This window comes from Yersinia antarctica (genome assembly GCF_056636475.1).
The window spans coordinates 1232793-1256797 of record NZ_JBSJQF010000001.1 but is presented as its reverse complement, the minus strand read 5'-3'; the positions used below and the strand labels follow the sequence as shown (position 1 = coordinate 1256797).

The following is a 24005-nucleotide window of genomic DNA, read 5'->3' as shown; positions in this document are numbered from 1 at the left end:
CCTCAATATGGGTTCATACCCCGCAGGGGGGCGGATTCTATCATATTCTTTCACGCCCCGCCCCTGCGCATTTACAAAACGCTTGGCAAGACGATGATTGAGCTTCGGGAAACTCTGCCGGAAAATTCAATTAATACTTCGGTTTCAAACGCAAACGTAAGTCTGGCCCCACCTGACGTACATCACTGAAGACAAATTCAGGGGCTTGTGCTAAATGCGTTAATCCAGCCAACTGGCACAATCCGCGGGCATCGCTACCCAACAGTTTTGGCGCGATATACAGAATTAACTCATCAACCACACCGGCCTGTAATAGTGCGCCTGCCAGTTGTGGCCCGGCTTCAACCCACACTGAGTTAATTTGCCGCTTGCCAAGTTGCATCATCAATAATACCAAATCCACACCATTACCATGGCGAGGTAACAATAACTGCTCGACATTATCTGGCCATGGCTGCTGATCCGCCTCAACGCGCGCCAGCCAGCATGGGCCATTTTGTTGTGTCACTTGGTGTTCAGGCGTTACACGGTTATGGCTATCCAATATAATCCGAACCGGTGGGCGCAGCGAATCTTGGGGATACAAGGCTTGCGTTTGGGCATCTAACTCCGACCAGCGCACCGTGAGCGAAGGGTCATCCGCTATTACGGTGGCACTGGTACTGAGAATCGCCGAACTCTCAGCTCGAAAACGCTGCACATCCTGGCGTGCCTGTGGCGACGTAATCCACTGGCTTTCACCCGAGGCCATCGCGGTACGTCCATCTAATGATGCCGCCATTTTCAATTGCAAATAAGGAAAACCGGTACGCATCCGCTTTAGGAAACCAAGATTCACGGCTTCAGCTTCCGCCAACATCAAACCGTGGTCGACTGCAACCCCGGCCTGTTTCAATTTATATAACCCGCGCCCGGCAACTTGCGGATTGGGGTCCTGCATTGCCGCCACGACTCGGGTTACACCAGCGGCCACCAGTGCATCCGCACAAGGCGGCGTGCGCCCGTGGTGACTACAAGGCTCAAGGGTGACATAAGCCGTTGCACCGCGCGCTTTTTCACCCGCCATGTGTAATGCATGTACTTCGGCGTGTGGCTCTCCGGCACGCAGATGATACCCTTCGCCGACAATTTCACCATCACGCACCAACACACACCCAACATTTGGGTTTGGCGAGGTAGTAAACCGCCCTAACCGCGCGAGTTCAAAAGCGCGGGCCATATAGAACTCATCAGTCTGCATGGCTTTCCTTACGTTTATTGCGCCGCTTTATGGCTGCGCGACCCTCGCTAAATAACCATTTGGCGCGAATTAATCCTGCAAACGGGCAATTTCTTCACCGAATTCACGAATATCTTCAAAGCTACGATAGACCGAGGCGAAGCGAATATAGGCCACTTTATCGAGCCGTTTGAGGGCTTCCATCACCAGGTTACCCACCATTTTCGTCGGAACTTCCCGCTCGCCCGTGGCGCGCAATTGGGATTTGATATGACTTATTGCTGTTTCGACATCATCAGAGCTAACCGGACGCTTTTCTAATGCTTTCAGCATGCCACGCCGTAATTTATCTTCGTTGAAGGGTTCGCGCACATCATCACTTTTAACCACGCGCGGTAGCACCAGTTCTGCCACTTCAAAAGTGGTAAAACGTTCATTACAATCTAAACACTGGCGGCGACGGCGCACTTGCGAACCATCGCTCACCAGACGGGAGTCAATGACTTTAGTATCCACAGCGGCACAAAACGGGCAATGCATAGTGCTTCCTGATGAGTGAGCCAAAACTTAGCCCCAGTTTACCGCGAACTGCCACGACAACAAAGTGCGGAAACGGCAGTTTATCTTTATTCAACTATTGAGCGGGTTCTGGTTTGGTGGCTTTAGCGGCTCTAGCCATTCCTTTTGCAGTGCTAACCAAACTTTACGATCTGGGGATAATATATTGAGAGGGTCGAAAGGGTATTGCGCAGGTATGCATTGTTTTAATAACTGAAGGGCCAAGTGATAAATACAGGGGGCTTTGTCTATATTTTGCTCTGCATCTTGCACTTCTTTTTTTGCACCCAATAGTAACAAATAAAAATCTTCAAGTTCACTTTTAGACTTAATCATTTTCTCATTTACTTCCTTAGATAGTGAAGGAAATAAATGAGCAACAATAAAATCAATTAATCGCCCCCATAATCCCTTTGAAGGGGGGTATGCTTTATCCATTACCACTTTAATCATATCGGATATACTTGGGATTATTCTATTTTTAAGATAAATTAAATCATTCTCTAAAGCTTGCGGTAATGTAGTATTAGTTATTGTTAACGTATACTATTCATTCCAAAATTTACATCCTTTTCCAGAGTTTTCCGATTTGATTGAATTATAATTTTCATTCCATTCACTATTACTCAACCCACCTCTTCCATGAGTAATTATAACATCCTTCCACTTAGGGAAATTTGCACTGCATATATCTACTATTTCATCACCCTGACAATATTCAAACCCCACATTTTCATTTTTTAAAGACTTTACGTTTATTACCTGCTCACTTGGAGTTCCAACTGATATATTTAGGTAAGAAATAAAATCATTATAACCGGCACTTTTAACCACGGAGGTTGGCGACTCTCTTTTTATTAAATCATAACGACCGTTATGATTTAAAGTAAGTTCATATTTTTTACTAAGTGTTGATTGATTAAAATTCAAGTTAATACTTTTAATAAAATTATAATGAATACCATTTACTCTACTCGTAAGCTTATTCTCACTCCCCATATAATTATTAATGAGTGTTACAAGATCAATTTCATTATCACTTTTACCCAAATTGATCTCAAATTCATTAAACTTTGACTTTTGATTAAAATCATATTTAATCTTAAATGATTCAAAAATATCATTAAGCTCACGTTTAACACCACACACAAAATCACAATCATCGCTTCCTTGTAGAATATCATCAAAACACTTATATATCATATCATTAGCTATGTAAACTCCGTTAAAATTCACATCACTCATATATTCTCCGATAATTTACTCACATCATCCAACTACATTAAGCATATAAATCAAGTTAGAATAATAAATAATATTAAAATAATTAACTATCGAATTACTTATATAGTTTTTATAAAAATAAAATTAATGATTTTTTACTCTTACTCAATTAAACCATGGATAAAAATTAAATAAATATTCATAGAGAAAACAAATTACTCAATAAAATAAAGATAACGCGATAATATTTACACTGCAAATAAATGGGGCGGAAGCATTAGGTTAATACACGAATAAAAAAGCCCTGATACTAATTGTATCAGGGCTTTCTTTTCGTACTACCACTTACAACTTAAGGCAGGATTGAAGGTTGGTCTGCGCCTTCTTTCTCAACTTTCTGCTGCAACATGTGTTCACGTTTCATACCCAGTTTCAACGCCAGCGCGGACGCAACGTAGATGGATGAAACGGTACCGATGGAAACACCGATCAACATCGTCAGTGAGAAGCCTTGCAGCATCGCACCACCGAAGATGAACAGCATCAATACCACCATCAGCGTAGTTGCAGAGGTCATAATAGTACGACTTAAGGTCTGGGTCAGAGACACGTTCATGATTTCATAAGGCGTACCGCGACGGATTTTGCGGAAGTTCTCACGAATACGATCCGATACCACGATACTGTCGTTTAGTGAGTAACCAATAACCGACATCAATGAAGCAATGATGGTCAGATCGATCTCAATCTGGAATAACGACAAGATCCCCATGGTAATGACCACGTCATGGGCCAAAGCGATAACCGCCCCCAGCGCCAGACGCCATTCAAAACGGAAACCAACATAAACTAGAATACACAGTAACGCGACTATCAACGCCATGCCGCCTGCCTGGGCTAAATCGCTGCCCACACTTGGCCCGACGAATTCGATACGTTTTACCGAAGCATTCTTATCAACTGACTCATTAATAACAGAGATGACTTTGTTGCCCAATTCCTGCCCGGCAGTTCCGGTGGCGGGTGGCATACGTACCATCACATCACGGGTGCTACCAAAGTTTTGCAGAATTGGCGATTCAAAGCCCGCTTTTTCCAACGTGTCACGCAGTTGATCCAGATCCGCAGGTTTTTCCAGGTTAATTTCAATCACCGTACCACCGGTGAAATCCAGACCCCAGTTGAACCCTTTAGTGGACATCACCACAATCGATGCCACCAACAGCAACAACGAGACGCCGAAAGCGACGTAATCCCAGCGCATAAAGTCATAGACTTTACGGCCATAGTTCAGTTGTTCAACAGTATAATCCTGTGCCACAACGTACTCCTCAAATAGACAGCTTGTTAATGCGCTTGCCGCCGTAAAGCAGGTTGACGATGGCACGAGTACCGACTATAGCGGTGAACATTGACGTTATAACACCGATTGCCGTTGTAATGGCAAAGCCTTTAATCGAACCGGTACCCACAGCATAAAGAATAATTGCCGTGATAAGCGTCGTTACGTTCGCATCGACGATACTTGAGAAGGCGCCTTTGTACCCTTCATGAATCGCTTGCTGGATCGTCCGCCCGTTCCTGAACTCTTCTTTTATTCGCTCATTAATTAGTACGTTAGCATCAACTGCTACCGCCAATGTCAATACGATCCCGGCAATACCCGGCATGGTTAATGTCGCCCCCGGTAACAAGGACATCACACCCACGATCAACACCAGGTTAGCCAATAGCGCCGTACTGGCAATCACACCAAATTTACGGTAGTAAATCACCATAAACAGGATAGATACCGCCAGGCCCCACAAGCAAGCTTCCAGACCTTGGGTGATGTTCTGTGACCCCAAAGTTGGCCCGATAGTACGCTCTTCCACAATCTGGATAGGTGCAATCAGAGCACCAGCACGCAGCAACAGGGAAAGCTGACGAGCTTCAGCCGGGTTATCAATGCCAGTAATACGGAAGCTGTTACCCAAGCGTGACTGAATAGTCGCTACGTTGATAACTTCTTCCTGCTTAACCAGAATCGCTCGGCCATTAGCATCTTTTTTGCCGCTGTCTTTATATTCTACGAACAAAGTCGCCATCGGCTTGCCGATGTTGTCTTTGGTAAAATTAGACATCAGAGAACCACCGGCGCTATCGAGCGAGATATTAACCTGAGCTTGGTTATATTCGTCGGTGCTGGAGGTTGAGTCAGTAATATGGTCACCGGTCAGGATAACGCGCTTGTACAAGACAACCGGGCGACCTTCACGGGTATTTTTGACTTCTGAATCACCCGGTACCCGACCGGAGGCAGCAACAGAGGCATCAACATTGCTATTTACCAGACGGAATTCAAGTGTTGCCGTCGCACCAAGAATCTCTTTGGCACGCGCGGTATCCTGAATACCCGGTAATTCAACCACAATACGATCCGATCCCTGGCGCTGAACCAACGGCTCGGCTACACCTAACTGGTTAACCCGGTTACGCAGGATAGTAATGTTTTGTTGAACTGCATATTCACGCGCTTCCCGCAGACGGTCATCAGTCATCACTGCCTTTAAGGTATTGCTACCATTGGAGCCAATGACCAGATCACGGTGGCGAGAAGAGAGGTAGCTGACGGCATCATCGCGGGTTTTATCGTCGCGAAAACGCACTTCAACACCATAGTTATCAAGCTTACGCACCGTGGCATACGGGATATTTTTCTCACGCAGATCTGTGCGCAAGGTATCCATCGTTTGCTCTTGCAGTTTGCCCAGCGCAGTATCCATATCCACTTCCATCAGGAAGTGCACACCGCCGCGCAGGTCAAGACCCAGCTTCATCGGCTCTGCACCTAACTTGGCAAGCCAAGAGGGTGTTGCCGGAGCCAGATTCAGCGCGATAACGTATTTGTCACCCATCGCAGCCATCAATGCCTCACGGGCACGCAACTGGACGTCAGGATCTCTAAAGCGAGCCAGGATTGCACCGTTCTCCAGCGCAATAGACTTGCTCGCTATGTTGTCTTTTTCTAAAACGTCACGGACTTGGACCAGCGTTGTTTCACTGGCGGCGATTCCTCGCGCACCAGTGATTTGAACAGCCGGATCCTCACCATAAAGGTTGGGAAGTGCGTATAGCAGACCGATGAAGATCACAACGATCAGCATCAGATACTTCCACAAAGGATAACGGTTTAACACGGCAATTCCCTTCGGGAAAATCGAAAATTACAGAGCCTTCATTGTACCTTTCGGTAAAACGGCAGCAACGAAGTCACGTTTGATCATCACTTCAGTGGTGTCGTTCAGTGCGATTACGATATAACCCGTTTCCGCAACTTTAGTTACACGACCAAGTAAACCACCCGTGGTTAGCACTTCATCACCTTTACCAATAGAATCCATCAGTTTTTTGTGTTCTTTGGCACGTTTTTGCTGTGGACGCAGGATCATGAAGTAGAAAATAAGACCAAATACCACCAGCATAATCACCAGGGAGTACGGGCTGCTTTGAGCCGGAGCCCCAGCGGATGCGACAGCATCGGAAATGAAAAGACTCATTAAAATTCCCTCATTGTTATCAATATCAGTAATGTGAAATCAGTGCGATAAAACAGAAACGGTAAATCGTAACTGTTAGATCTACAAATACAAAGGCAATAATTTTAAAATCAGGCATTTAATGGCGGAACAGGTTTCCCAATCCGACCATAGAAATCTTCAACGAAGACCTCTAATTTACCCTCTTCAATAGCCTGACGTAAACCCGCCATTAAGCGTTGGTAGTAACGCAGGTTATGAATAGTATTCAGTCGCGCACCCAGTATTTCGTTGCAACGGTCAAGATGATGCAAGTAGGCACGACTATAATTGCGACAAGTGTAGCAATCACAATGTTCATCCAACGTTGCAACATCATTCTTATGCTTGGCATTACGGATTTTTACCACACCGTCCGTCACGAACAAATGGCCGTTACGGGCATTACGCGTAGGCATCACACAGTCAAACATGTCGATACCACGGCGCACACCTTCTACCAGATCCTCTGGTTTCCCCACGCCCATCAGATAACGTGGTTTATCCGCCGGAATCTGCGGGCAAACATGCTCCAAAATACGATGCATATCTTCTTTTGGCTCACCCACCGCCAAACCGCCCACAGCGTAACCATCAAAACCGATATCTACCAGCCCTTTTACTGACACATCACGTAAATCTTCGTAAACGCCACCCTGAATAATACCAAACAATGCATTTTTATTGTTCAGTTCATCAAAGCGTTGGCGACTACGGGCCGCCCAGCGCAATGACATCTCCATCGAACGCTTGGCATAATCCCAGTCCGCGGGATAGGGGGTGCATTCATCAAAAATCATCACGATATCGGAGCCGAGATCGTACTGAATTTCCATTGATTTTTCTGGGCTAAGGAACACTTTATCGCCGTTGATCGGGTTTTGGAATGTCACCCCTTCTTCTTTGATTTTGCGCATCGCACCCAAGCTGAATACCTGGAAGCCGCCGGAGTCAGTCAGAATCGGGCCATGCCACTGCATGAAATCATGTAAGTCACCATGCAACTTCATGATTTCCTGACCTGGACGCAACCACAGGTGAAAAGTGTTACCCAGCAAAATCTGCGCACCGGTCTCTTTTACTTCTTCCGGTGTCATCCCTTTAACTGTGCCATAGGTGCCAACAGGCATAAATGCCGGGGTTTCTACCACGCCACGTTCAAAGATTAGACGACCACGACGGGCGCGCCCATCAGTTGTTTGTAATTCGTACTTCACATAACCTCCAGCATTAGAGAAACAGTCTAATGCGTGATTAAAAGGAACGCATGATAGCAACTGTCTAACCCGCTACACAAGCCAGCCAGCTTAAGTGGTGTTTATCATGCTTTGCTGATTTCTACCGTTTTGTGTCATTGTTCTGGCACAAATCTGGCACACCCCCACCTAAATAGGAATCCCTGCCCACCTTCACATGCACAGACTATCATTTTATCTCCGCATACTTTTGGCGAACGGAGGAAGCTATGATGCTTTACTTGTGGTTTTAACCAAAATATATAGGTGAGTTACTTGGTTTAATTTGATGTTTACTTTAAACTTGGCGTTATTGTTTTTAAAATATCACAATAATATTAGTGGTGGTTTATGGGTTATTTTAGATTGGTACTATCCATTATGGTTTGCATGAATCACCTATGGATTATTGGTGCCGTTGGTAGATTCGCTGTGTTTGGTTTTTATATTCTAAGCGGGTATTTAATGACAACTGTAATTATAGAAAGGTATGGATTGTCAAGGGATGGGCTAATTAAATACAGTATAAATAGACTCTTAAGGATTTATCCTTTATATTTAATATCATTATCTATTACCGTAATTACTCTTGTTGTTTTTGATACTTCTGATATAGCATCATTTTCTCCAAACATTGAGATGCCATCAACAATCAAATCATGGTTAATGAACATTACTCTGATAGGGTTGGACTTTAGTGTTTATACTAGATTGATACCTCAGAGTTGGACTTTGTTTGTTGAGATTTTCTTTTATGCATTTATCCCTATAGCTTTAATTTTTGGTCGGAGATTTATATTTATATGGGTTATATCATCAATGCTTTACCATGCCTATTTTATAATTACATCTGATAATTTAAACGCCAATTGGAATGACAGATACGGGACAGTAATGGCGGGTTCTCTAGGCTTCTCAATAGGGTGTGCAATAAGGTATTATAACTTTTCATTTATAAAGAATAAGTCTTTGTTTTTCTTTTCAATATTTTCATTATCTTTTTGCTACCTTTTAACTTCACTGCATATGATTTACAACCTTGGATGCATCGTTAACTTCTTAATACCAACGGTGATTTTTTATTTAACAATGATACTGTCGGCCATACTAATTATAAATATAGTAAACATTACCCCAGGAAAGTTAAGTAGAATTTCTGGTAATTTATCCTACCCTGTCTACCTTATTCACATTACATCTGGATTTATAGTTTTTAAGTTATTCGACTTGCATCAAAGGAGTTTATACGTTCTCGCACTGGGATTGATATTATCGCTCTTTATTTCATCAATAATGATATTTGCTGACAGGGTAATAAATAAAATCAGAAACAAAATAAAGAGCACGATTTAAGTATATTATTAACAGAGTTAATGCAAGGGTTTTATGTTAATAAATTGGCTGGGGTAAAAATGGCTTCACCCATTCATTGCATGACTCAAAATAAGCAATATATCTTGGATCATCACCGTAAACTTCACCTAAAAATGAATAATACTCCGACGATTGTTGACAACAAAACCAGCTAGTAATTACTGTCTCTGTTTCATCAGAAAATTGCACATATAAAATATCCATTAATCACTCCGGTTAGAATTTGTAATCTACTAAGCTACAGACGAAATTACTGAATGTTCCAGAAGTGGCAGCAGCGGAGTAATAAATTGTCTGTGGTGTTATTATAGGAATGTCAAGTGCTGTATACGTATGATTAAAATTCATGCTTGTAGTCCCTGCTGCGGCTCTCCATGCTATGCTCGTAGTCGATGCAGCAAAACCCATGCCAACAACCCCGGCAGTTGATGTAGATGTGTTTCCATCAACACTACAAAATCTCGCATTAATTGGGAGGTAGGCTGTCGGGCTTAGTGTGGTTAATGTTGGTGCTGCGGTTGATGAACTTACAATAGTTACCCTTGCAAATGAAATAGATCTATCTACCTGATACCCCACAGTTAACTGGCTGCTAGCAGTGCGCCATACGCTAACCAAGGCCGATGCTGTGTAACCTGCTGGCATATTAGCCCCGCCATACACTTCAGGGGCCAGCACTGACGTAGCATTAACTGCAAGCAATGCAGAAACTTGAGTAGTTGGGTTATAAATCGCATACAGAGCCACAAAGCCCGCTGCCGGAACGGTGCCAGTGTCCATGCCGCCAGCGCCGGTAGTGGCAAGGTTGATTGTTTTACTAAAATTACTCAGTTTGTACTGACGCCCACCTAACGCCGTTTGCACGATTAATTCATCTGCTGTAAAAGTGGCTGTTGCTGATGCGGCAGTAACACTCATTCGGGCATTGCGGGATGTGCCTATAACACCCGTTAATTGTGGAAGATGGGCCACGTCGCTTAAACCAAGGTTTGCAAGAGCAGTAGTTACTGCCGCGGAACCAGCCGCCGCAATTTCAGAGAAATTATTACTTGTTCGCAGAAAAAGTTTTTTCAATGCTGTCAGTAGTTGAGTTCTGTTGGATTTATCAAGCGCTACACCTGTCGATTCGACAACTCCAGCGATCTCCTCTTGGATAGCATCAAAGTAATCATCATCTAATGCCGTGGCCGGTACGCCAGTTTGTGGGTTGCCACGCGTAAAGCCGTTCTTACCCACGCCAAATTTATCAATTTGCGCGGAGGGGGTATCAATGCGATGCATAAAGGGTTACTCCAGATATAAGAAAGTCACGTAGGTGTGTGAGGGGCAAAGTTTGTTAATGACGCATTCGGCGGTAGTGTCGCCCCACGTTCTCAGGCTATCGGTACACAGTGAGACGCAAGTCATATCGGTGATCTGTGTGGCGGTCGGCATGTTGACCTGCCACCAGTAGCGCCATTCTTCCGAATAAAGCGAATCAACACAGGTGGATGTGCAGCGAAAAATATCACTTTCAAACTGGGTAATGGTGGCATCTGGGTAACCCAGCGCTGCCAATTGTGCCAGATAGAAACTCTTGTTAATCCCACCGATAATATTGATTTTTGCGTCAAGTCGTTGCTGACGTTGGGCTAAGGTCTGCACGCCTGCTGGCGCACAGGAATCGGGTAAGCCGGTTAACTGTTCATAACGATCAATCAATTCAGTGGTGGTGCGCGGGTCTATCTCTACCATCAACGCATCACCGCGCTGATGTACGCGGGAATATGACGGAGCCAGCCCCAACAGCAGGGGATCATCTCCCTCCCATGCCGGGCCGCGGGGCAAGAGGTTTTTTAATAATTTGGCATAGCCGTCTGTTAGGTCCACGTCAGTTCTCCCACAATGGGCAATTCAGTGGCAGTCAGCGGTATATCGTCAGTAGGACTGACCAGGACGTGTTTGTATTCGCCAGTCGCAATACTAATGGCCTCATTGATGCGCGAATGATCCAACGTGCCACCAGGCATGCCATCACGCATAAACATGGCGCGTAATTCTGCCACCACTGCATAACGCACTTCGGCGGTATCTGGCGTGAGCCGAATATGGAACGGCACCACTTTGGCAACCGGCGGGAAGGTGTAGAGACTGGCTCCCGCCACTGGCGCTAGCGGTAAAAGGTGATCACGGACGGCGGTCACTACCGCATTATCTGGGATCGGGTTTTCTAAATCGCTGTTGGCCACCATCACACCGACAGTACCGGTCCCCATCCAGTGGCGGTAAGTCCACGCGCGGGTAACGCCAGGCACCTCTTTCGCCCAGATAATATAATCACCATCCGCACCGCCCTGTGGGGTGTAATACCACCGCTCAATGATCCGCGCCCGCCACTCCTCTACCGGCTCAATATCAGTGCCACCCTCTATACTATCCGCCACCGCTGACGATGGCAGGCCGTTAATCGGCTGAGTCAGCACCATGCCGATACCATCATCTGTATTCCCCAAAGTGCCAGCGACTGAACAAATCACCGGCACCCGCAGAACACCCGCAACAGATGTCGCTGCTGCCGTGGTGGTGTACTCCTGCAAATCATCTCGCTGAATAATTCTGCCGGCGGGAACTTCAATGTCGTTAGTTACCCCTTCCCAGCGTACAAAACCGGTCGCCGTTGATGGTTGCTTGCGTGGGCATCGCTTCATATTCCCATGCCGCGCTAACCAATCCTCATCGCACTGATCCGGTAATAGGTTGCGGGCCAGGTAATCGATGTAGCCGTAAACCGTATGCACGGCCGCCGCATGCACCCGGCTATAAACCTCGGTGTCGGTACGGCGAAGAACAGCATCAGTTTGGAATCGGGAATTCAGGTCACTGCGGATTTGGGTGATAAGTTGGGGTAGTGTTGGGCGGGAAAATCCGCTGTCAGCCATTGAGAGCACTCCATAAGTCATCGAATGTGATTAGCTGAGAATTCCCATCGTTGCGGTATAACGTTACTTCAGCGGTCAGCATGTCAGTGCCGCGCCGCTGCACATTGATGGATATTCGTGAAACTACACCGTCCTCTTTTAGCCAGGCTAATGCCTGTTCTAAATAGCCTCTGGCCAGCTCGACCGTTTTATTGGTCAGCGTGGTGCGCTGCAGCAGATACAGGCGGGAGCCAATACGGTCATTTTGTACCGTGGGATAAGTGTCTCCCCACCACCCCATGGGATGTTCTGCCCCATCATCCGGATCAGCCCGTCGCCAGGTGAACAGAGAAATAATCACGGCGCGAGTCAGATTGTCCGTTGGTGTGGATACTGACTGCCGCTGGCCGTTCACTATCAGGATCATGGTTTACTCCATCTGCTGGTTAGGAACGTCGGTGTTAGGTTCGCCGTGCGGGTGAGTATGCCCGTTGAACTGATCGCGCATAGCCTCCATGGTGCCGGTTTTATCTTTAATATCAGATGCCGACTCAATGTTGCCCAGCGCTTTAATCTTGCCATTCGTTTCAATCAGGGGCGTATTGAACACCGTCTTTTCCTCGGCGTTAACAATGTACTGCTTGGTGTTCACCTCTATTTTGTTACCACGCTTGAGAATAATGCTGTCCCCTTCGTCGCTGTAAATCGCCACCTCGCCAGACTTCAGCCCTTTAATTCGGTACCGGCGATCTGCAACCACCAACACCACACCATGCGAACGATCGCCATCGGGGAAAGCGGCGAAAGCCTCCGCCCCCATCAGCGGCGCGCTGGTAAACCCATAAGGTTCAAGGTGTTCGATATTGTCCTTTAGCTCATTGGCTATCATCTGGATTTGCAGCATCTGATTTTTACTGCCGGTATCCAGATGGCGAACAACAGCACGAACCAACATATTGGACAGGCCACGCTGTAAACCAGTGAACATTCTGTTCATCAGAAATCATCCTCTTCGGCTTTCTTCCGGCGCTTGTTGGGGTTGGGTGGTTTTGGTAGGTAAGCATCGGGCGGGCCAACACGTAACTGGGTGATTGTTCCCTGCTCGTTTTTGCTGTAAGTCACCTCTGCTATCAGCATTTCGCGGTTGTTAAAGCCAAGCACTGGATCAAACACCGTCACCAGTTGATTTGGTGACCACAAATCGCCGTTACCCTGTCGCCAACCTTGCACTGTATAAGTCACTTCATCGGTACGCGCCGCCCGCCGTAGCATTTCAAACTGGCTGCGTTCAATCACCGTGGAGCCAGTCGCATTACCGCTCTGTTTGATAACCATGGGACGATAGCGACTCACGCCACCGTCAACGGTTTTAGCCCGGATCGCATTGGTGGTCGCCTCACCGAAGTCGTCGTCATTGCCCGACCGTTGTCCGGCAACCACATATTCAGAAAAACGGTCTTTAATGCTCTGTTCTGTGTCGCAGGAGATAATATTTTCACCCAGCACCAGGGCAGTGACGGTACGTGAAGCGCCCACAGGACCAATAACCAGTGCGCCCGCTGGATTGTCATAGGCTAGTACCTGCTGAATGCCCATCATCTTATCGAGCACATCCACCACAGTTTCACCGTAATCTACCTGCAGCCCCTGCATTGGCGTATTTTCCACACCGGCATTGACCACTGACACACCAAATGGCGCGGCGAGCTGGGTCGCTATCTGGACAAAAGAGCGGCCGGTAAATTGGGTTATCAGTGCGGCGCAGTCGATCAAGTCTTCTGTTTTACTGCGACCGACAATGCCCACCGATACCGAGCGGGCGTCATAGCGTACCGGTGTTGCATCGATATAGCCGGTGGCCACTAAGTCAGTACCGATCAACACAGTGACCGGATCGCCCTTCTTCACTCGCGGCTGGAGGTGTCCGGCCTCTTCACTGCCGGGCCATTGTCGGGTGATTTCCACATTAAAGTCGCGGGCCAATCGCTCGATACCTGCTGAGATAGAGACAGAGGTCCACCCTACCCACTCGCGGCCATTCACCCGTAACGTGACATCATTATTCATCGAATAGGTACCTGTAGTGTTTTCACTGGCACAAAGCCGGGATGGGTGATTTTGTTGCGACCGATAATGTCAGCTTCACGCGCGGCTGAGTCATACCAGTCAGCCGCCAGTACCAGTGCGGGCAGCACTTCATCTGGTGTTCGGAAAGTAGTTTTTTCTATCTGTTCAAGCCGCATGCTGATATCGCGGTTCACATCAGCGCGAACGGTATTAATAGCCAGGAACAAAGCATCATCCGTCACCCGTAATAGTTCCTGATCAATGGCGGCATTGAGTGTGTCGCGGATCTCAGTTAATGCCTCGTAGGTCACTGGCGGCGTAACTGTGACACCGTCATCCAATGAGGTGACTGCAGGATGAGTGACTAGCGGCAGTTGCGCTTGCGGTGTCACTGTGGCGGTCAGTGGCGGGCGGGCCTGCGGTAAATCAGCTACGCTCTGTGCGGCTTCAGTCAGTGCGGTGGTGCGGATAGCCTGAGCCACAACATTGCGCTGAGTGGTCTGGGTCTGAATGGTCTTGCTGTCAGTTTTCCATACCCCGCGTGGAGCCAGATCACGGCCAAGGGTAAAACCACTCAATCCTTTAATCTTGTTAATGATATCGCCACTGTTACCCAGCAGACTATTACCCGAACGCCACATACGTTGCAGACGATTAACGAAATTCATGCCGGAACTGGGTGGCATCAGCAGCACAGACAGATCACCATCCAACAATCGTCCCGCATCAGCAATAGCAGAATTCACGCCGTCAAAAGCTTTGATCGCCGTGTTCATCATGTCGCTGGCATCGCTGATAACGCCGTTCTGGATAAAGTCGGCCATGCCATCCAGCCCGAAATCCTTACCGAACGCATCGGTAACACAATCGATCATCGCATCACAGGAAGAAACCAGCTTCTGACCAGTGGCAACGCCGGAGGTCGGAAAAGAGAGTTCACCGGCTTCAACAAAGTTGAAACTGATGGTACACATGCGGCCATCAGCCGCGCTGTGGCTTACCCTTATCTCACCGCCTATACAGACATTTAGTTCACCGTACTGCGGGTGAATCAGTTTCCCTGGTCCCGCCTGATTAATGGCTGTGATCAGTTGATCGCGCTGTGCCTGGTAATCGTCGCCAATTAGATAGGCTGAAATGGTATCGCGGCGCGTTACCCGCCCCAAATCCTCGGAATAAGGTTTATCGCGGTTGGGATATTCGTGGGTCTGTGTCCGGCGCCCGAAAGTGGCCTCATCATCCTGCGTTTTAAATGGCACACCACGAAACGAGGCCGGTAATAGCTTATCTTTCCAGCTCATACATTCTCCGGGCATAAAAAAACCCACCGAAGTGGGTCTATAGGGAATTAATTACTTATTAGCGAAACGGCTATAGCCAACATCATAGCCCACACCAAAACCTGACTGATTGGTTGTAGTGCTGACAACGGCCATATTTGGAGGCGCATTATCAAACTTTACAGTAATTTCCCCATTGATTGCCTGATGTCGAGCCGAGGCTAATGGCACCTTAGAATTTTGACTGCCGTCCATATTTAGCAGCTCTTTCATGCGGGGAATAAACCCTGTATAGCCTCTGTCCTGCTCCCCTTTATTTAGCCTATCAACCAGAATGTCCCCTTTGGATTTATTGGTGGACTGAGACTCTTTACTTAGGTCATCCAGTTGCTTAAATAAGCTAATGATCACACCAATAGTGACCATTTTCCCCCCATAAGAAATGAGCGTTTTTAGTGCACCATTAAGCCCTCTGACGCCTGCACCACCAGCGTTAATTCCTTTCAAAAATGAGAAAGCAAAATCACCGGCCATATACAGAGCAAGCCCTTTCATTACGCCTTCCCAGCCACCCACCATATCGACGATAGGCTTAATCTGGTTCCATACATCCTTAAATACCGGTCCCACCGTATCCCAGTTAGCCACAATCAACGCACCTGCACCGATCAGCAGCGTAAGTAACTTACCCAGCGGTGACATTTTGGTGACGAAGTTCATAATACCGATCGCTTTCGTTACCGCTGTAACGCCAGTGGCAACAGAAATTAAATAAATCCCCAATTTAAAAACTGTCTTTATTAATTCAGGATTGGCCTTAACCCATTGCCGAAACTGCTCTAATAAAGGTTTAAGCTCTTTAGTACCCTCGGTAATATAGGGCAGGAACATATCCCCGAGCGTAATACTGGCAATCTCTAATTGGTTCTTCAGTAATTGAACTGCGTTGGCCGTGGTTGCCGCTCTGGATTCATATTCTTTTTGCATTGAACCGGCATAAATTTGAGCATCAGAAACTTTGTTAAAATTATCTTTCAGTAAATCGAGATTAGCCAATAAGGGAGCAATAGCAGCGAGTGATTCTTTACCAAACAATTGTGTCAGCATCGCTGACTGATCAGCTTTTGGTAGCTTACTTAGTGACTCCAACACCTTGAGTATCGCTGCCTTAGAGTCTTTCTGCATATCAGCTGCGAGTTGTTTGGGGTTGATTCTTAACGCTCGTAACGCTTTTTTCTGTGAGGCTGTCGCGGCCTTCCCTGAAGTTAATGACAGCATAAAGTTTTTAATACCGGTTGAGGCTATCTCTGACTCTACCCCCATCCCGGCGATAGTTGCGCCCATTGCGGCTATTTCCCCTGAAGCCAAGCCAGCAATGCCCCCTAACGGGCCAATTCGAGTAACAATTTCCGATATTTTTGCCGCATTCGCAGGGCCGGTATTACCCAGGTAGTTAACTTTATCTGACAGTGTTACCACTTCACTTTGAGTCAGTTTAAATGCTGTTCTCCATTGTGCCATCATCTGGCCGGACTCTTCTGCCGTCTGATCGAAAGCAATACCCATCTTCACCGCATCAGTCGCAAAAGCTTTCAGATCGGCGCGGGCAATACCTGCTTGACCACCTGCAGCAACGATGGCAGCTATTCCATCCGCTGCCATTGGCAATTCAGTAGAAAGCTTCAATATATCCTCGCCCATCTCCTTAAACTGGGCGGGAGTATCAAAATCCACAACCTTGCGCACATCGGCCATGGAGGATTCAAATTCCATTGCCTGGTTGATCGGAATAATGAAAGCACCACCAATTGCCGCCCCCATCATTGCCACACTTTGCATGACGTCTTTAAATTCCCCCTTAAACTTACGCAGATCCTTCTGCATAGTCGTCAACGCCGGAGATAACTTATTGACGCCAGTAATAATCGCCTTTAACTGAAAACTATCTGACATTACTCAGCTCCGTATTAATGCGTTCAGCCTGCGCCTCCATCTCAAATATTTTGGATAGAGGGCAAGCCATGACGGTAAGGGGATTCATTCGCCAAAAATAGGCAATGTTATAAATGCGGCTAGTTAGATCGCCGACACTTCTGATGCCGTAAAAAAACCGACTATCTGCATTGAGATGGTGATCAGGTCTTTCGGCAATAGTTGCTTAGCTGATGAAGGGGGAATATCGGCCAGTACCGGTAAATATGCCAGCGTACAACTCATGTCAATTTTAGCGCTGCCGTTATCCGAGTAAGAGAACGGCATGCCAAACTTGGCAATTTCATCATATTCAGGTGCGCGAATATTTAACTCTTTGACCTTCTCACCACCAACGGTGATTTCTTTGGTTAATATCACAATCATTGGTAAAAGCCCTCTTGCCCGTGGAATTCCATATCTACCGTGCCTTCCTCGGCATTATGGTTCGCTTCACCATGTAGCCAGGCGCTGGAAAGTACGTACACCTGACCATTCGCCAGCTCGCTGGTAATGGTCATGGTATCGGCGGAAATGATCTTGCTGATGGGGTAATCTTTAGGAACTATAAATGTCGCTTTGATATAGGGGGCGCGGTGAGTCTCTTTGTAGTACACCGAGCCATCCATGCCGATCACGTCATCTTTCACCGCCGTGTTCATTGGCACCTCAATACCGCCAGTCAGTGATAATTGCTGACCATCAATTTTAAAAAAGCACGTGCCGCCAACTCGGGACATTTAGGCCACCTCTTCGTTATATTGCAGACGGAACTGATTAAGCACCGCGAACACTCGCAGTTGGTTCACATAATCAGGTGGGAACAGCACATCAAGCCGGTTAGGGTTATCAGCATTGCGTTCGACAATCAGGTATTGCTTGAACAGGTCAAAGTTCTCAACAATGCCCGCGCGTTCCAGTTGGCGATAAATGGAAAGCAATTCCCCACGGATCACCTTGGGCGTGACAATCGCCTGGCCCGCACCGAAGCGAGTGCCATCGTTCGCCAGCTTATGGCGCGGGTACTTACTGGTGATAACCGACTTCAACCGGCGCAACACATAGGCGCTGGTATGTAACGTCTCACTATCAAGGAAACTGTTATCGGCGTTGCCGTAGGTGTTTTTCTGATACGTGGTGATATCACGTTGAATACGCAACACCCCGCCCTCGCTGTAAGCCGTGGCGATGCCATGGGTTAACAGTGATTGTTGCTCTGACAGAATGAAACGTGTACCAACTGGAGCTGGTAATGCGCCATTCAGCAAGCCAGTTTGCGTTGGTCGTGCCGGATCATTGCGGATAAACACCGAATTACGCGCGGTTCGTGCTGCAATCAGCTCATCCGTTGCCATCTGTACGCCGGTTTCATACCCGGCAATGGTCAGGTGTGGGTCATTGAATGTGGCCCCAAAAGCCACCAGATCCGACAAATCACCCACTTTCGCGGTATACACATGGCCGTATAACTGCCGCGACCAGCTCCAGCGGCCGGTATCGTCGTTCATCTCTTTACCGATGGTGGCCAGTGATGCAGAGTCATTGAACGGGAAAGCGATAAAATCAAACAATTCATCGCCTAAGGTAGCAATGGTTGCAGACAGTACCGGAGCACCGGCACCGCCAGCCATTGGAACAATCGCCACATTCACGCCGGATGGGTTCTGTTCGCCGCCGACAGTACCGCGATAGTTCAGGCTAATTGGCAAACCGTTACCAGTAAGCCCGCTGTTTTTGGCCGCAAGGGTGACAACACCCGCCGCCGCTGTGGCGGTAACCGGTAAATCAACCAGCGCATTTACCGCAGCGGCAATGCTGGTAGCGATAATCGCCGGAGTATCCAGTGCGGTGACAATCACCTGTACTCGAGTAGAGCCAAGATAAATAGAGAGAGCGCCGGAGGATTGCGCGGTGCCGGTGACAGTGAGTGTGCCAGTTGCCGGGTCACCCGCTACTTCAGGGACGGCAACCACCCACAACTCACCAAAGGGATCAACAGATCGGTATGCCGCAACCATTCGTGCGAGCTGGCTACCCCGTCCGGCCACCTGCCCTGCCCGATCTGCTGACGGCATAATAACGAGCGTATTCTTTTCAATCGAACTGGTTGCCAGCGCGTGGGCGATAATCAGTGATGGCCCGCTGTCCTGTGCCGTATTTGCCGCGCTATTATCCATTTCGGCAGAGAACAACGGCACCCGTAAATCATCAGGGATGTTGTTAAAGCTGATCATTGTTTTTTGGCCTTCTGCTCAGGTTGAACGATGGGTGCCGGTGGTGCGATTTCTTCAGGTTCTGCGGCCTTTACGGTCACTTCTCCTGACGCTATCCGGCGGTGCCAGTAAATATTTTCATCGACGTTTCGACCCTCTGCGGGCAAAAAGTCACCTCTAACCGGGTCAGGAACTGACCGGCCATCTTTGGGGATCACATGCATAAGGGGTTACTCGTCGTTAAGTGGGATGTTTAACTTGTGTTCAATGATGCCGTCAGGGGTCATAAAATCGACATCAACCATGATTTTCTCCAGTTCTTCAAGTTGCTGAAGGTCGTCCCACTGATGGGTATCTTCGACTGTGATATCCCGTGTGGCTGAGAAATCATACTGGTAATAAAGATGAGCGCGGTTCATATCCAGCAGGTTGCCACCGTCATATTGAATCGGGTCATAGCAAGATTCAGGCTCCCAACCCAGCAACGCTTTAAACAACTCGGACCGGATATCATCCACGGCATCAAAGGCGGCTTTTTGCCCGCGCTGATCAGGCGTGTTATCCAGCACCACAATCACAGCGAAACCGTCAGTAAGATCCTGCCAATAGTCTGTTTGTGACTTTTGCTCACCAACATTGTCATCCAGCGGAATGACCCATGCTGATGGCAGTTCCATCTTTGTCACTTCGGGTATTGGTTTGTATTCAGCCGCACCGGATACACGGCCATTAAATGACGGACAGCGCAATCGAAGTGCGGCAATAACAAGTGAAAGTTTCATTTTTTAACTGGCCTCAATGAACTTTGTAAGGCGTCAAATAGCACGCGCTCAATCCACGCTCGACGATTTAACAAAGCCTGTTCCATAAAGTTTTTACGGGGTTTGATTTTCCAGCCATCGCCACCCGAACCACCACGACGATGGTTTTTATTGCGTTTAGCTTTACGCCGGACGCCGTAATAAAGAAAAGCAGGATAGAAATCACCATCGAGGGGGCGAGAACCTTTACCCCCCTTCTGGTTGGGAGCTATTCGGACTAAAAAGCCAGGGCGATTGGCGGTTGCTGTTGGCACACGAAAACCAATGGATTTAGCCAAAGCACCGGTACGATAGCCCGGAGCCTCTCCTGCTTTTGATATCGCTCGCCGCGCCACTAATCGACGCGATTCCCGTAAAACACTTTGACCTATTGTGACAAATGCCCGGCGAACTCGCGCTTTGTTAAAGGTTAATTCCGGCTCTTTGGCAAAATCGACGTGCAGATAAAGACCGCTGGTTGAATTCTCAATCGCCATTAATGCCCCTCCCCAATAACTTCCACGGCTCCCAGCTCTTCAGCAGTGATAACAAGAAAGCGGTTGGCTTCATTCAGGTTCGTGGTTCCCTTGACCCGATAAACCATTTTATTGATAACCACCTCATCATCCGTGGTGACACCCGTTCGGTAGCGAATAACAATTCGGTGAGTAATGGCAGCATCAATCTGCACTGAACCGATACGGACAGAATCACCAATGGCTGACAGCTTTGCCCAAGTATCGAACTTATTGTGATAAACGGTATCAACACCCATATGATCGTGTCCGGGAACATCTTCACGGGTGCGGAACTGGGCGCGTTTGTTTAGCTCGCCTATCGACGGTGCACGGTAAGTGGCGGTAACTTCAGTCAATCTACGTTGAGTCATAGCTATACCCCATAGATGCGGTAAGGCTGGAGAAGTGAAGTTACTGCAAATGGAACTTCTGATGATTCAACAGTAGAGGTTGCTTCCCTGTTTTCATACCAATGACCAATACATAGCAGCATGGCTGTCAGCACATCATCATCAAGAAAAAGAGAGTCTTCACCAAAATCAGGATCTGCGGCATCTTCAAAAATCGTCCGCCGTGTGTAGTTTTCAACATATCGCCAGGCGGCCCGCATATATATCTTCAGTAAGGTTTCATCTGCATCAGAATCCAGCCGACAATGCTCTTTAACAACGAGGATATCGATCATGGTAGAACCTTATTTAGCTTTGCTTTTCTTGCCACCAGCATTGGAGTCAGGGGTTGGCTCCGTTGGCTCCGTTGGCTCCGTTGGCTCCGTTGGCTCCGTTGGCTCCGTTGGCTCCGTTGGCTCCGCAGGTTGTAATACCTCAGGCAGCTTCGCATAACCCTTTTTCAGTAATTCACGCCCATGCTGCTCACCCGTTTCAAATTCCTGACCATTATCAAGAACGCTATAGCCGAAATAAATCTGCTTTAGTGCTATCAGTTTCATAATGTTATCTCTGATAAAGCGGCCCGCAGGCCGCTAATTGAGGTGAATTGATTAACCGCCGACAGGTGCAGGAACCGTAAACGCACCGGTAATAAACGCTTCAGGGCGATACACCGCCAGTGCGAGACGCTCTTCGCAACGAATGGTGATCATGTTTTTCTCAAAGTCGTCGGAGTTTTCGGTACTGATCACCACATTGGCGTCTTCGCGGTCAAAAATCTGAGCGCCCGCGTTAAAGGCACCGGTCAGGAACTTGCCTTTGAATGCCGCCGCTTCTGTAGCGACAACAGGCAGCCCCCACAAGGTTGGCGTAGTCAATGCTGACGGATTACCCAGGATGTAACGGCCCAATGTGTCTTTGGTCAGTTCGATCTTGGCCCAATCAATAAAGTGCAACACATGACCAGAGGCGGAGAAACGTGCAAGCTGAGACTGCAGCATAGCCAGACGCAAATCATCAATGCCGTTCTGTTGGGCAACGTCAAATGACGGATCGAATATTGACGCCTGCGGCATAATCCCTTCAAGATGAACACCCGTGCCATCACCAAACAGGATCTCTTGCTCTTCGGCATATTTCAGGCCAAAGCGCATTTCAGTATCAATCGTTGATTGTAACTGTGAGAAATCATCAAGGATCTGTTTAGCGGCTTTAAACAGGTGGGCAATGGTACGAACTGGCGTGATTTTTTCTCCGAACTGAATATCGCTATAAGGCTTTTGCGTGTTTTCAGCAACGACTCGCGCATTATTGGTGAATCCGGTCTGCTGAACCCAATAAATGGTGCTTGATTGAGTGCGACCAGGTGCAAGTAAATCACGGATAAACAAACGCTGTTTAGGCGCAACATCGATACCAGGTAGGCGGTGTGGTGCCACAATTTGCCCCGGTACATCGACAGACAATAGCGCTGCTTTCACCGGAATACTGATCCGCTGACTTGCTGCAAGCGTTGATACAAAACCTTTTAACGCCTCGGCTGATACAACCTGCTGACCAATTGATTCAACCGTCTGTACAGCATTATTCAATGGCATTTGGGCAACGTGCTGCTCCAGATCGCCCAAAGCCACTTTGAGGGTTTTCTCTGCTGCTGTCAGCGCGTTAAACTCTAACGCCATTTTGTCTACAGCTTCTTTAGTAGATGCAGAAAGCTGGCCCGCGTTTTTAGCCTCTGTCAGCGCTTCTTCTGCCTTGGCGTTAAACTTGCCAGTGGCCTCTTCCAGTGCTGCGGAAACCTTTTTCAGTACATCGTTTACATCAGACATATATTCTCCAGATTATTGGCACGCCGCTTTCAGTCCACTTAATGCAGACTCGAAGCTAGCTAAAGTTTCAGTATTGATTTCGGTGGTAGCGCTTGGCGTACCGGATGGAGTAACAGCAGCGCCCGGCATGCTGTCGGTTAAGGCTTTAAGTAATTTTCGGCGCTCGGAGCGTGGGGTATTGGCTTTCGCCAGCAGCGCATCGAGTTTGCGAATAGCTGCTGACGGGCTTTGGTCATCATTGGTAATTTCATCAGCCGATAACAAACTGTCTGCGAAGCCTTTTTCCACTGCATCACTGCCTGCAATGTAAGTTTCATTGTCCATCATGGCGGCAATATCAGCCGCTGGAAGACCGGTACGAGCTGAATAGATATCACCCATGGCACGATCAAAAGGTTCAATATCAATAGCCGCTTTTGCCAGATCGTGACGGTTGCCCATCATGACAATCCAACAGTTGTGGATCATCAGAAACGCCCCGCGCCCTACCTGAATTTCATCACCGGCCATTGCAATGATGGAGGCGGCAGAAGCGGCAATCCCCAACACTTTCACCGTAACTTTGCCGCTGTACTCCCGCAGTAGGTTATAGATAGCCAATCCCTCGAACATGTCACCCCCTGGCGAGTTGATGTTAACCGTCACATCCTCGCCGCCCATCGACCGCAGTGCCGCAGCAATGCGCTTTGTGCTGACACCCTCGCCCCAGTAGTCCTGCCCGATCACGTCAAAAATTGAAATGCTGTTCTCGCCAGTGGAAGCGGCTTTTAACCCACCGTTCCAGCGCTCTACCGCACTTGGCGAAACCTCACAGGAAACACCCGCGCACGGGCGGCCCACCGGCGCTGCCGGAAGGTTTTTAATTGTCATTAGG

At 47.8% G+C, this 24005-nt stretch carries 29 protein-coding genes; 1 reads left to right on the top strand and 28 read right to left on the bottom strand.

What is annotated here, in order from left to right; translation table 11 throughout:
* Positions 1-130: 130 nt before the first annotated feature.
* From ribD to tgt, 8 genes are all read right to left on the bottom strand, one after another.
* A complete protein-coding gene (ribD, locus tag ACWJJO_RS05675; RefSeq protein WP_083160061.1) occupies positions 131-1240 on the bottom strand; it encodes a bifunctional diaminohydroxyphosphoribosylaminopyrimidine deaminase/5-amino-6-(5-phosphoribosylamino)uracil reductase RibD in 1110 nt (369 codons plus the stop codon).
* 69 nt (positions 1241-1309) lie between these two features.
* On the bottom strand, positions 1310-1759 hold the full coding sequence (nrdR, locus tag ACWJJO_RS05670; RefSeq protein WP_005182112.1) for a transcriptional regulator NrdR: 450 nt from the start codon (positions 1757-1759) through the stop codon (positions 1310-1312).
* A 90-nt stretch (positions 1760-1849) separates the two neighbouring features.
* A complete protein-coding gene (locus tag ACWJJO_RS05665; protein WP_481090768.1) occupies positions 1850-2215 on the bottom strand; it encodes a hypothetical protein in 366 nt (121 codons plus the stop codon).
* Positions 2216-2323: 108 nt separating this feature from the next.
* Positions 2324-3022 carry a hypothetical protein gene (locus ACWJJO_RS05660; RefSeq protein ID WP_481090767.1) on the bottom strand — a complete coding sequence of 233 codons (699 nt, stop codon included), beginning with the start codon at positions 3020-3022 and terminating at the stop codon, positions 2324-2326.
* A 331-nt stretch (positions 3023-3353) separates the two neighbouring features.
* Complete coding sequence (gene secF / locus ACWJJO_RS05655; RefSeq protein ID WP_083160065.1) at positions 3354-4322, bottom strand: protein translocase subunit SecF; 969 nt, start codon at positions 4320-4322, stop codon at positions 3354-3356.
* A gap of 10 nt (positions 4323-4332) precedes the next feature.
* Positions 4333-6180: a protein translocase subunit SecD gene (gene secD, locus ACWJJO_RS05650; RefSeq protein ID WP_083160067.1), complete on the bottom strand. Its 1848-nt coding sequence runs from the start codon at positions 6178-6180 to the stop codon at positions 4333-4335.
* 27 nt (positions 6181-6207) lie between these two features.
* A complete protein-coding gene (gene yajC / locus ACWJJO_RS05645) occupies positions 6208-6540 on the bottom strand; it encodes a preprotein translocase subunit YajC (protein ID WP_005166605.1) in 333 nt (110 codons plus the stop codon).
* A gap of 110 nt (positions 6541-6650) precedes the next feature.
* Positions 6651-7775, bottom strand: a complete 1125-nt coding sequence (tgt, locus tag ACWJJO_RS05640; RefSeq protein ID WP_083160069.1) for a tRNA guanosine(34) transglycosylase Tgt — start codon at positions 7773-7775, stop codon at positions 6651-6653.
* 369 nt (positions 7776-8144) lie between these two features.
* Between tgt and ACWJJO_RS05635 the strand changes: the two genes are divergently transcribed.
* Entirely contained in the window at positions 8145-9146 is a 1002-nt protein-coding gene (locus tag ACWJJO_RS05635; protein ID WP_481090766.1) for an acyltransferase family protein, read from the top strand.
* A 36-nt stretch (positions 9147-9182) separates the two neighbouring features.
* Here ACWJJO_RS05635 and ACWJJO_RS05630 read toward each other — a convergent pair whose 3' ends face one another.
* The 20 genes from ACWJJO_RS05630 to ACWJJO_RS05535 form a co-directional block, all read right to left on the bottom strand.
* Positions 9183-9371, bottom strand: a complete 189-nt coding sequence (locus tag ACWJJO_RS05630; RefSeq protein WP_481090765.1) for a hypothetical protein — start codon at positions 9369-9371, stop codon at positions 9183-9185.
* A gap of 12 nt (positions 9372-9383) precedes the next feature.
* Positions 9384-10448, bottom strand: a complete 1065-nt coding sequence (locus tag ACWJJO_RS05625; protein WP_481090764.1) for a hypothetical protein — start codon at positions 10446-10448, stop codon at positions 9384-9386.
* A gap of 6 nt (positions 10449-10454) precedes the next feature.
* Positions 10455-11036 (bottom strand): YmfQ family protein, encoded by a 582-nt coding sequence (locus tag ACWJJO_RS05620; protein ID WP_481090763.1) that lies wholly within the window; start codon positions 11034-11036, stop codon positions 10455-10457.
* Positions 11027-12085: a baseplate J/gp47 family protein gene (locus tag ACWJJO_RS05615; protein WP_481090762.1), complete on the bottom strand. Its 1059-nt coding sequence runs from the start codon at positions 12083-12085 to the stop codon at positions 11027-11029. The genes ACWJJO_RS05620 and ACWJJO_RS05615 overlap by 10 nt, the downstream gene beginning before the upstream one ends.
* Entirely contained in the window at positions 12078-12491 is a 414-nt protein-coding gene (locus tag ACWJJO_RS05610) for a phage GP46 family protein (RefSeq protein WP_481090761.1), read from the bottom strand. Before ACWJJO_RS05610 ends, ACWJJO_RS05615 begins: the two co-directional genes overlap by 8 nt.
* A gap of 3 nt (positions 12492-12494) precedes the next feature.
* On the bottom strand, positions 12495-13061 hold the full coding sequence (locus ACWJJO_RS05605) for a phage baseplate assembly protein V (RefSeq protein WP_481090760.1): 567 nt from the start codon (positions 13059-13061) through the stop codon (positions 12495-12497).
* Entirely contained in the window at positions 13061-14131 is a 1071-nt protein-coding gene (locus ACWJJO_RS05600) for a phage baseplate assembly protein (RefSeq protein ID WP_481090759.1), read from the bottom strand. Before ACWJJO_RS05600 ends, ACWJJO_RS05605 begins: the two co-directional genes overlap by 1 nt.
* Positions 14128-15432, bottom strand: coding sequence for a DNA circularization protein (locus ACWJJO_RS05595; protein WP_481090758.1), 1305 nt, complete (start codon positions 15430-15432; stop codon positions 14128-14130). The genes ACWJJO_RS05600 and ACWJJO_RS05595 overlap by 4 nt, the downstream gene beginning before the upstream one ends.
* 51 nt (positions 15433-15483) lie before the next feature.
* Positions 15484-17364, bottom strand: a complete 1881-nt coding sequence (locus ACWJJO_RS05590) for a phage tail tape measure protein (protein ID WP_481090757.1) — start codon at positions 17362-17364, stop codon at positions 15484-15486.
* A gap of 123 nt (positions 17365-17487) precedes the next feature.
* Entirely contained in the window at positions 17488-17769 is a 282-nt protein-coding gene (locus tag ACWJJO_RS05585; RefSeq protein ID WP_481090756.1) for a phage tail assembly protein, read from the bottom strand.
* On the bottom strand, positions 17766-18122 hold the full coding sequence (locus ACWJJO_RS05580; RefSeq protein ID WP_481090755.1) for a phage tail tube protein: 357 nt from the start codon (positions 18120-18122) through the stop codon (positions 17766-17768). Before ACWJJO_RS05580 ends, ACWJJO_RS05585 begins: the two co-directional genes overlap by 4 nt.
* Positions 18123-19616 carry a phage tail sheath subtilisin-like domain-containing protein gene (locus ACWJJO_RS05575; protein ID WP_481090754.1) on the bottom strand — a complete coding sequence of 498 codons (1494 nt, stop codon included), beginning with the start codon at positions 19614-19616 and terminating at the stop codon, positions 18123-18125.
* Positions 19613-19819, bottom strand: a complete 207-nt coding sequence (locus tag ACWJJO_RS05570) for a DUF2635 domain-containing protein (protein WP_481090753.1) — start codon at positions 19817-19819, stop codon at positions 19613-19615. The genes ACWJJO_RS05575 and ACWJJO_RS05570 overlap by 4 nt, the downstream gene beginning before the upstream one ends.
* A gap of 6 nt (positions 19820-19825) precedes the next feature.
* Positions 19826-20377 (bottom strand): phage tail terminator protein, encoded by a 552-nt coding sequence (locus tag ACWJJO_RS05565; RefSeq protein ID WP_049611648.1) that lies wholly within the window; start codon positions 20375-20377, stop codon positions 19826-19828.
* The gene (locus ACWJJO_RS05560) at positions 20374-20892 is read right to left on the bottom strand and encodes a hypothetical protein (protein ID WP_049611646.1); all 519 of its coding nucleotides are present in this window, start codon (positions 20890-20892) and stop codon (positions 20374-20376) included. The genes ACWJJO_RS05565 and ACWJJO_RS05560 overlap by 4 nt, the downstream gene beginning before the upstream one ends.
* A complete protein-coding gene (locus tag ACWJJO_RS05555; RefSeq protein WP_481090752.1) occupies positions 20892-21284 on the bottom strand; it encodes a phage head closure protein in 393 nt (130 codons plus the stop codon). The genes ACWJJO_RS05560 and ACWJJO_RS05555 overlap by 1 nt, the downstream gene beginning before the upstream one ends.
* Before the next feature lie 2 nt (positions 21285-21286).
* A complete protein-coding gene (locus tag ACWJJO_RS05550; RefSeq protein ID WP_049611640.1) occupies positions 21287-21598 on the bottom strand; it encodes a head-tail connector protein in 312 nt (103 codons plus the stop codon).
* A gap of 9 nt (positions 21599-21607) precedes the next feature.
* On the bottom strand, positions 21608-21862 hold the full coding sequence (locus tag ACWJJO_RS05545; RefSeq protein WP_481090751.1) for a DUF7210 family protein: 255 nt from the start codon (positions 21860-21862) through the stop codon (positions 21608-21610).
* Positions 21863-21913: 51 nt separating this feature from the next.
* Positions 21914-23131, bottom strand: coding sequence for a phage major capsid protein (locus tag ACWJJO_RS05540; protein ID WP_481090750.1), 1218 nt, complete (start codon positions 23129-23131; stop codon positions 21914-21916).
* 12 nt (positions 23132-23143) lie between these two features.
* Complete coding sequence (locus ACWJJO_RS05535) at positions 23144-24001, bottom strand: head maturation protease, ClpP-related (RefSeq protein WP_481090749.1); 858 nt, start codon at positions 23999-24001, stop codon at positions 23144-23146.
* Between the last annotated feature and the right edge of the window lie 4 nt (positions 24002-24005).

Coding starts and splice junctions, on each gene's coding strand:
- ribD (WP_083160061.1), bottom strand. CDS start 1,240: ATGCAGACTGATGAGTTCTATATGGCCCGCGCTTTTGAACTCGCGCGG.
- nrdR (WP_005182112.1), bottom strand. CDS start 1,759: ATGCATTGCCCGTTTTGTGCCGCTGTGGATACTAAAGTCATTGACTCC.
- ACWJJO_RS05665 (WP_481090768.1), bottom strand. CDS start 2,215: ATGGATAAAGCATACCCCCCTTCAAAGGGATTATGGGGGCGATTAATT.
- ACWJJO_RS05660 (WP_481090767.1), bottom strand. CDS start 3,022: ATGAGTGATGTGAATTTTAACGGAGTTTACATAGCTAATGATATGATA.
- yajC (WP_005166605.1), bottom strand. CDS start 6,540: ATGAGTCTTTTCATTTCCGATGCTGTCGCATCCGCTGGGGCTCCGGCT.
- ACWJJO_RS05635 (WP_481090766.1), top strand. CDS start 8,145: ATGGGTTATTTTAGATTGGTACTATCCATTATGGTTTGCATGAATCAC.
- ACWJJO_RS05630 (WP_481090765.1), bottom strand. CDS start 9,371: ATGGATATTTTATATGTGCAATTTTCTGATGAAACAGAGACAGTAATT.
- ACWJJO_RS05625 (WP_481090764.1), bottom strand. CDS start 10,448: ATGCATCGCATTGATACCCCCTCCGCGCAAATTGATAAATTTGGCGTG.
- ACWJJO_RS05615 (WP_481090762.1), bottom strand. CDS start 12,085: ATGGCTGACAGCGGATTTTCCCGCCCAACACTACCCCAACTTATCACC.
- ACWJJO_RS05610 (WP_481090761.1), bottom strand. CDS start 12,491: ATGATCCTGATAGTGAACGGCCAGCGGCAGTCAGTATCCACACCAACG.
- ACWJJO_RS05605 (WP_481090760.1), bottom strand. CDS start 13,061: ATGAACAGAATGTTCACTGGTTTACAGCGTGGCCTGTCCAATATGTTG.
- ACWJJO_RS05600 (WP_481090759.1), bottom strand. CDS start 14,131: ATGAATAATGATGTCACGTTACGGGTGAATGGCCGCGAGTGGGTAGGG.
- ACWJJO_RS05595 (WP_481090758.1), bottom strand. CDS start 15,432: ATGAGCTGGAAAGATAAGCTATTACCGGCCTCGTTTCGTGGTGTGCCA.
- ACWJJO_RS05590 (WP_481090757.1), bottom strand. CDS start 17,364: ATGTCAGATAGTTTTCAGTTAAAGGCGATTATTACTGGCGTCAATAAG.
- ACWJJO_RS05585 (WP_481090756.1), bottom strand. CDS start 17,769: ATGATTGTGATATTAACCAAAGAAATCACCGTTGGTGGTGAGAAGGTC.
- ACWJJO_RS05580 (WP_481090755.1), bottom strand. CDS start 18,122: ATGTCCCGAGTTGGCGGCACGTGCTTTTTTAAAATTGATGGTCAGCAA.
- ACWJJO_RS05575 (WP_481090754.1), bottom strand. CDS start 19,616: ATGATCAGCTTTAACAACATCCCTGATGATTTACGGGTGCCGTTGTTC.
- ACWJJO_RS05570 (WP_481090753.1), bottom strand. CDS start 19,819: ATGCATGTGATCCCCAAAGATGGCCGGTCAGTTCCTGACCCGGTTAGA.
- ACWJJO_RS05565 (WP_049611648.1), bottom strand. CDS start 20,377: ATGAAACTTTCACTTGTTATTGCCGCACTTCGATTGCGCTGTCCGTCA.
- ACWJJO_RS05560 (WP_049611646.1), bottom strand. CDS start 20,892: ATGGCGATTGAGAATTCAACCAGCGGTCTTTATCTGCACGTCGATTTT.
- ACWJJO_RS05555 (WP_481090752.1), bottom strand. CDS start 21,284: ATGACTCAACGTAGATTGACTGAAGTTACCGCCACTTACCGTGCACCG.
- ACWJJO_RS05550 (WP_049611640.1), bottom strand. CDS start 21,598: ATGATCGATATCCTCGTTGTTAAAGAGCATTGTCGGCTGGATTCTGAT.
- ACWJJO_RS05545 (WP_481090751.1), bottom strand. CDS start 21,862: ATGAAACTGATAGCACTAAAGCAGATTTATTTCGGCTATAGCGTTCTT.
- ACWJJO_RS05540 (WP_481090750.1), bottom strand. CDS start 23,131: ATGTCTGATGTAAACGATGTACTGAAAAAGGTTTCCGCAGCACTGGAA.
- ACWJJO_RS05535 (WP_481090749.1), bottom strand. CDS start 24,001: ATGACAATTAAAAACCTTCCGGCAGCGCCGGTGGGCCGCCCGTGCGCG.